At 37.5% G+C, this 6,366-nt stretch carries 4 protein-coding genes; all 4 read left to right on the top strand.

From position 1 onward, the window contains the following. Positions 1-102 precede the first annotated feature (102 nt). The 4 genes from DRF61_RS14865 (at position 103) to DRF61_RS14850 (ending at position 6,366) form a co-directional block, all read left to right on the top strand. Positions 103-2,022 (top strand): polysaccharide biosynthesis protein, encoded by a 1,920-nt coding sequence (locus DRF61_RS14865; RefSeq protein ID WP_111958396.1) that lies wholly within the window; start codon positions 103-105, stop codon positions 2,020-2,022. Positions 2,023-2,343: 321 nt separating this feature from the next. Continuing rightward, the gene (locus tag DRF61_RS14860) at positions 2,344-3,051 is read left to right on the top strand and encodes a polysaccharide biosynthesis/export family protein (RefSeq protein ID WP_228452605.1); all 708 of its coding nucleotides are present in this window, start codon (positions 2,344-2,346) and stop codon (positions 3,049-3,051) included. A gap of 7 nt (positions 3,052-3,058) precedes the next feature. Beyond that, positions 3,059-5,395, top strand: coding sequence for a GumC family protein (locus tag DRF61_RS14855; protein ID WP_111958392.1), 2,337 nt, complete (start codon positions 3,059-3,061; stop codon positions 5,393-5,395). Positions 5,396-5,397: 2 nt separating this feature from the next. Next, a complete protein-coding gene (locus DRF61_RS14850; protein ID WP_174772307.1) occupies positions 5,398-6,366 on the top strand; it encodes an SDR family oxidoreductase in 969 nt (322 codons plus the stop codon).

Genomic DNA, 6,366 nt, shown 5'->3' with positions numbered 1-6,366 from the left:
GCTAAATACTGTATTAATAATTAATTATATTTGTTTAAAATTAAAAACCACCAAATGTTGAATTAAATAAAAAATATAAATATTTTTAGGTTTATCTGTAGTATGGGGAATGTTTTTAAAATCAAAGAGTTAAGGTACGTACCTAGGTGGTTAGTTTTTTTTATTGATATTTCAATAGTTTCCTTTTCTGTCTTAACGATCTATCTGTTATTAAAAAAACTGCACGTAAAAATTTATTTTGTTGAATATCTCAATGAAAAAATTTTAACTGTTATTGGGGTTAATATTTTATGTATGCTCCTCTTCAAAACATATGCAGGAATAATAAGATATTCTACTTTTTTTGATTTTTTTAAAATTCTGTGGTCTTCGGGCAGTACCTTTATAGTATTGCTGGGCCTGAATTTTATATCAGATATGGTGTTGGGAAGGCCGCTTTATTTATATCCGGCACTTTTTTTATTCTTTTTCATTTCCACTCTTCTCATGTTCTTTTTCAGGATGCTTACCAAACAGCTTTTTAGCATGGTTATGGATCATAAGTATAAGAGTATCCCATCCAAAATAAGAGTTGCTGTTGTAGGAGTGGGGGGCGAATCTGTCTCATTGGCCAATGCAATTATTCATAATCCGGGGCACGCTTATCAGTTGGAAGGCTTTTTTAGCGCCAGATCAGATTCCAAAAAGGCAATGTTACTAGGGTATAAGATTTATAATAAAAAAGAACTTCTTAAAAGTCATAGTCTGACTAACCAATTTGATGCGGTTTTAATCCGGGGAACGATGGAGAAGGCAGAAATGGAAGAGTGGATGACACTTGCACTGGATAAAGGATTGAAAGTGTTGAAAGCACCGTGTCTCAACAAAATAAAGGAAGATGGTATTGTAGGAGGTTTCAGTCCCCTTCAGATTGAAGATTTACTGGACCGCAGCCCGATAAAAATTGAAAGTGAAGAAGTAAAAAGCCGTCATTTTAATAAAAGTATCCTAGTGACCGGAGGTGCCGGGTCTATTGGAAGTGAAATTGTGAGGCAGGTTGCTCAGTTGGATTCATCACTTATTGTGGTTGTAGATCAGGCTGAATCCCCTTTACATGAACTGAAGCTTGAGTTGCTGGAAAGATTTCCGAACCAGAATTTCAAATTTGTGCTGGCGGATATTTCGAATTACTACAGGCTTGAAAAATTATTTGAAGATTACCATTTTTCAATAGTATATCATGCAGCAGCCTACAAGCATGTTCCATTAATAGAAGACAATCCGCATGAAGCTATTTTTGTAAATATCGGGGGTACCAGAAACTTAGCTTTATTATCCAGGCAATATCATGTTGGCCGGTTTGTGATGGTATCTACCGATAAGGCTGTGAACCCAACCAATGTAATGGGAGCCTCTAAAAGAGCTGCCGAACTTTTTGTGCAGTCTTTACAAAACTCTCCTGATAATACAACAAAATTTATTACAACCCGTTTTGGGAATGTGCTGGGATCTAACGGTTCTGTAATACCGCATTTCAGGAAACAGATTGAAAAAGGAGGTCCGGTTACCATTACCCATCCCGATATTATCCGTTATTTTATGACCATTCCTGAAGCATGCGAACTGGTACTTCAGGCAGGGACAATGGGCAACGGAGGTGAAATTTATGTTTTTGATATGGGCAAGCCTATTAAAATTCTGGATCTGGCTAAAAGGATGATAAAGTTATCCGGATATACGCCGGATGTTGATATTAAAATTGATTTTATAGGGTTAAGACCTGGCGAAAAGCTGTACGAAGAGCTTCTAACAGATAATTCTACGACTATTCCTACCCATCATGAGAAAATCATGATTTCAAGAGACCCGCTGATGGAATTTGAAGATATAGAACTTCTGTGCAGGCAGATTATGCGTTCGGCCATAAAAAAAGAGAGTTTGCAGGTCGTTCAGATTTTGAAAATAATTGTACCGGAATTTATAAGTAATAATTCGGAGTTTGAAATTTTAGATAAAACACCGGAACGTGAAGTCTATCAGTAACATAGTTTGAATTATGGTGTTGATAAGTGAAAAATAATCAAATATTTTTACTGTTTTATTTCTAATCGGAATGAAAATTGCTACAGAATGAATTGACTTTTAAAATAAGATGTTTCATTTAAATTCATTTCACGTATAGGTGAAATTTGGTTTAATGTAAAAAAATATACTTATTTCTGAATTTTGTTGTAAATATCTTTAATAAAATTGAGTATTAATTCGAATAGACTTAAATAACATATGAAGAAAACTATTATTACGTATATAATACTGATGTCGGTTACTTTGCTATCGTGTAAACCTAAACAGAATATGGTGTATATGTCAAAGCATAATATGGAGGAAGAAGTTAGCAGGGCAAAGTTTCAGGGTTTGCATATCCAGGAAGGGGATGTTCTTCTTATTCTTGTTTCTGCACTTGATGAAATTGCTGTAAAACCTTTCAACCTTAATACAACCAATAAGGTAGGAAGCGATACCAACACCGGAATTAATCAGTATGTACAGCCAAGTGAATATTTAGTGAATGAAGAAGGGTATATCTCTTTCCCGGTTTTAGGGAATGTTTACGCTAAAGGAATGACTCAGGTACAGCTAAAGCAGGACCTGGAGTCGCGTCTGAAGAGATATCTTACAGATCCTATGGTGTCCATTACTCTAAAAAACTTTAATGTAAGTATTTTGGGTGAAGTGAAAGATCCGGGCCAGAAAGAAAGCGTTTCCCAAAAAATCAATGTATTCCAGGCACTTGGCCTTGCAGGTGATATGACGGACTTTGGAGACCGCACGAATGTAAAGCTTATCCGTACAGGTGATGACGGGGTGGACCAGGTGGTTAATATTGATCTTTCCAGATCCGATATTGTAAGCTCACCATACTACTATATGAAGCAAAACGATATATTATATGTACAGCCGGATAAAAACAAGCAGGTTCAGGCAAATACAAATCCTAACAGGGCTCTTACATTCCAGATTATTGGAGCATTATTAACGGCAGGGACACTTATTGTTGCTTTAACAAGATAATAAATATATGCAGCAGACAGAATTTCAGGCAAGGCAAGAAAAATTGAACATAAGAAAAACCATTTCTCAATACCTGTATAAATGGCCGTGGTTTATTGCTTCTATGTTGCTCTTTGTGGCTGGCGCTTATATTTATCTCAGATATAGCGTTCCCAAATATCAGTCAAAGACTACCCTTAAATTTGATAAAAAACAAAATGATCTTTCTTCAGCTTTGGCCGATCTTGATAATCTCGGGATAGGTCTTGGTAATGCAGATGAGCTGAAAAGTGAGGCAGCAGTAGTGAACTCGCGGCCTATACTCATGCAGGTAGTGAAAAACCTTAATCTAAATGTAGAATATTTCAGTGCAGGAGAAATTAAAGATTCGCAACTGTTTACGAATGCTCCCATAACGGCAAAGATATTAGCTTATACCAACGAAAAATTTGTATCCTCCCAGTACTCCATATCGGAAATAAAAGGGGATCAGTTTACACTTCACAGTGAGAAAAAAAAGGATGTTACAGGGAAATTCAATATTCCTTTACAGCTGGACTTTGGAACGGTGATATTGCAGAGAAATTCTGCTATTAAGCCTAATTCTGAGTACAAAATTATTTTCTCGAACCCTATTGAGAAAGTAAAAAAGCTAGAAAAAACAATACAGGTAAACATTCCGGATGAAAAGGCCATGCTGATGGAGATTAGCCTAATAGGATCTCTTCCAGAAAAGTCAGAGGCTGTTCTGAACGAAGTGACCAAACAGTATAATCTGGACGGACTGAGAGATAAAAACCTGCAAGCCAAGAACACCCAGGAGTTTATTGATAAAAGACTGGAGGTAATCACTAAAGATCTCTCAGGAGTAGAAAACCAGAAAGAAGATTTCCAAAACCGTAACCGAATTGTTGATTTGCAGGCACAGGCAGAACTGGCCCTGCAGAATACCAGCGAGAATACTAAAGTTCTTCTTCAGCAGCAGGCACAGCTTGACCTTCTGAACTCCCTTTCAACAGAAGCTTCAAAAGGCAATAACCAGCTTATGCCTTCTAACCTGGGGCTGAATCCTTCGTTGGAGCAGTCTATCTCCCAATATAATTTGCTTATCATCAGCAGAAACAAAACCCTTAAGCAGGCCACCAATGAAAACCCTGCTGTCATAGAGATGAACAGGGAAATTGCTTCTCTCAAAAGCATTATTCGTGATAATATCAATGAGCAAAAACAAACGGTACAGACAGGTATTTCCCAACTTCAAAACCAAATCACAACCAGCAATAACGTCATAGAAAAAGTTCCGGGACAGTCTAAAGTTTACAGAGGAATAGAACGTCAGCAGAACCTTAAAGAGCAGCTTTTCTTATTCCTTCTGCAGAAAAGAGAGGAAAACGCAATCAACCTATCCGTAGAAGTTCCGAAAGCCAAAATTGTAAACCCTGCATTTACAGAAGATACCCCGGTATCCCCTAAAAAAGATATTATCCTTCCAGGAGCTCTTTTTCTTGGGATGTTGATTCCTTTTGCCGTTTTCTATTTACTGTTCATGCTGGATGACAAAATTTATAACAGAGATGATATTAAGGAGCGTTCCGGACTGGGCGTACTGGTAGATATTCCGTCTCTTAAAGATAATGAAAACCATTTGGTGCAGAAAAACGACTTTTCGGAGTTGGCTGAAGCATTCAGGGTTCTTGTTTCCAATCTTAAATTTGTTTTGCCTACAAAAGATTCTGCCAAAGTGATTATGGTAACCTCTTCGGTAAAAGGTGAGGGTAAAACCCTGGTATCCGTTAATCTTGCCCTTACCATAGCCAATAAAAATGGAAGAGCCCTTCTGATTGGTTCGGATATCCGTAATCCTCAGATCCAGAGATATGACAGTGAACCTGTGAAAAGAAAAGGTCTTACAGAATATTTATATGATGATTCGGTGAATGTAGAGGATCTAGTCCACACATCAACTACGAATCCTTCATGTGATGTCATTTATGCGGGTTCAATTCCTCCCAATCCTCAGGAGCTGCTTTCTAATGGAAGATATCAGAAGCTTATTGAGCAGATGTCTTCTGAGTATGCTTATATTATTATAGACTCTGCACCACTTATGCTGGTTTCGGATACACTGAGTATTGCAGATACAGCGGATGCAACATTGTATGTCGTAAGATCCGGAGTATCAAAAAATATATTGATAGATTTTGCTAACGACCTTGTAAGAGACTCTAAATTGACGAATGTATCTTTTGTCGTTAACGATGTTTCCAGAAGGGCAGGAGGTTATGGATATAACTACAGCTATGGCTATGGCTACAGTCAGACCAAGGATAAAAATAGCTGGTGGAAGAAAATTTTTAAATCATAGAAATGCATAAAATTTTAATTACAGGAGGAGCGGGTTTTATAGGTTCCAACTTAACGGAATATTTTTTAAATAAAGGCTATTATGTCGTTTGCTTAGATAATTTTGCAACAGGGCACCGTCACAACATCGAGCCTTTCCTTAACAACCCAAATTATAAACTGATTGAAGGGGATATCCGTGATTTGGAAGTTTGCCAAAAAGCAGTAGAGAATGTAGATTATATACTTCACCAGGCTGCATTAGGTTCTGTTCCGAGATCAATTAAAGATCCTATTACAAGTAACGATGTGAATGTTTCAGGATTTTTAAATATGCTGATTGCTGCCCGTGATGCCAAGGTAAAACGTTTTGTATATGCTGCTTCATCATCTACCTATGGTGACTCTGCATCATTGCCTAAAGTGGAGGATGTGATCGGGAAACCGTTATCGCCATACGCCATTACCAAATATGTCAATGAGCTGTATGCAGACGTGTTTGGAAAAACATACGGAATGCAGTGCATTGGTTTGAGATATTTCAATGTATTTGGACGCAGGCAGGATCCGAATGGGGCATACGCTGCTGTGATTCCTTTGTTTGTAAAGCAGTTAATCAATCACGAATCTCCAACCATTAACGGAACTGGCGATTATTCACGTGATTTTACTTATATCGATAATGTCATTCAGATGAATGAGCTGGCCATGCTTACCGAGAATCCTGAAGCAGTGAACACAGTTTATAATACAGCAGTCGGGGATCGTACAACACTGAATAATCTGATTGGATACCTTAAAAAATATTTAAGCGAATTCGATGAACAAATTGCCGATGTGAATGTCATTTATGGTCCGAACCGTGTGGGGGATATCCCGCATTCACTGGCGTCTGTTGAAAAAGCAGAAAAATTATTAGGATACCAGCCTACTCATACGATAGAAAAAGGATTAAAAGAAGCTATCAGCTGGTATTGGGAAAATTTAAAATAA

This window comes from Chryseobacterium lathyri (assembly GCF_003290185.1).
Lineage (GTDB): Bacteria > Bacteroidota > Bacteroidia > Flavobacteriales > Weeksellaceae > Chryseobacterium > Chryseobacterium lathyri.
The sequence above is the reverse complement of the archived record's forward strand: the minus strand, read 5'-3'. Positions and strand labels throughout refer to the sequence as shown.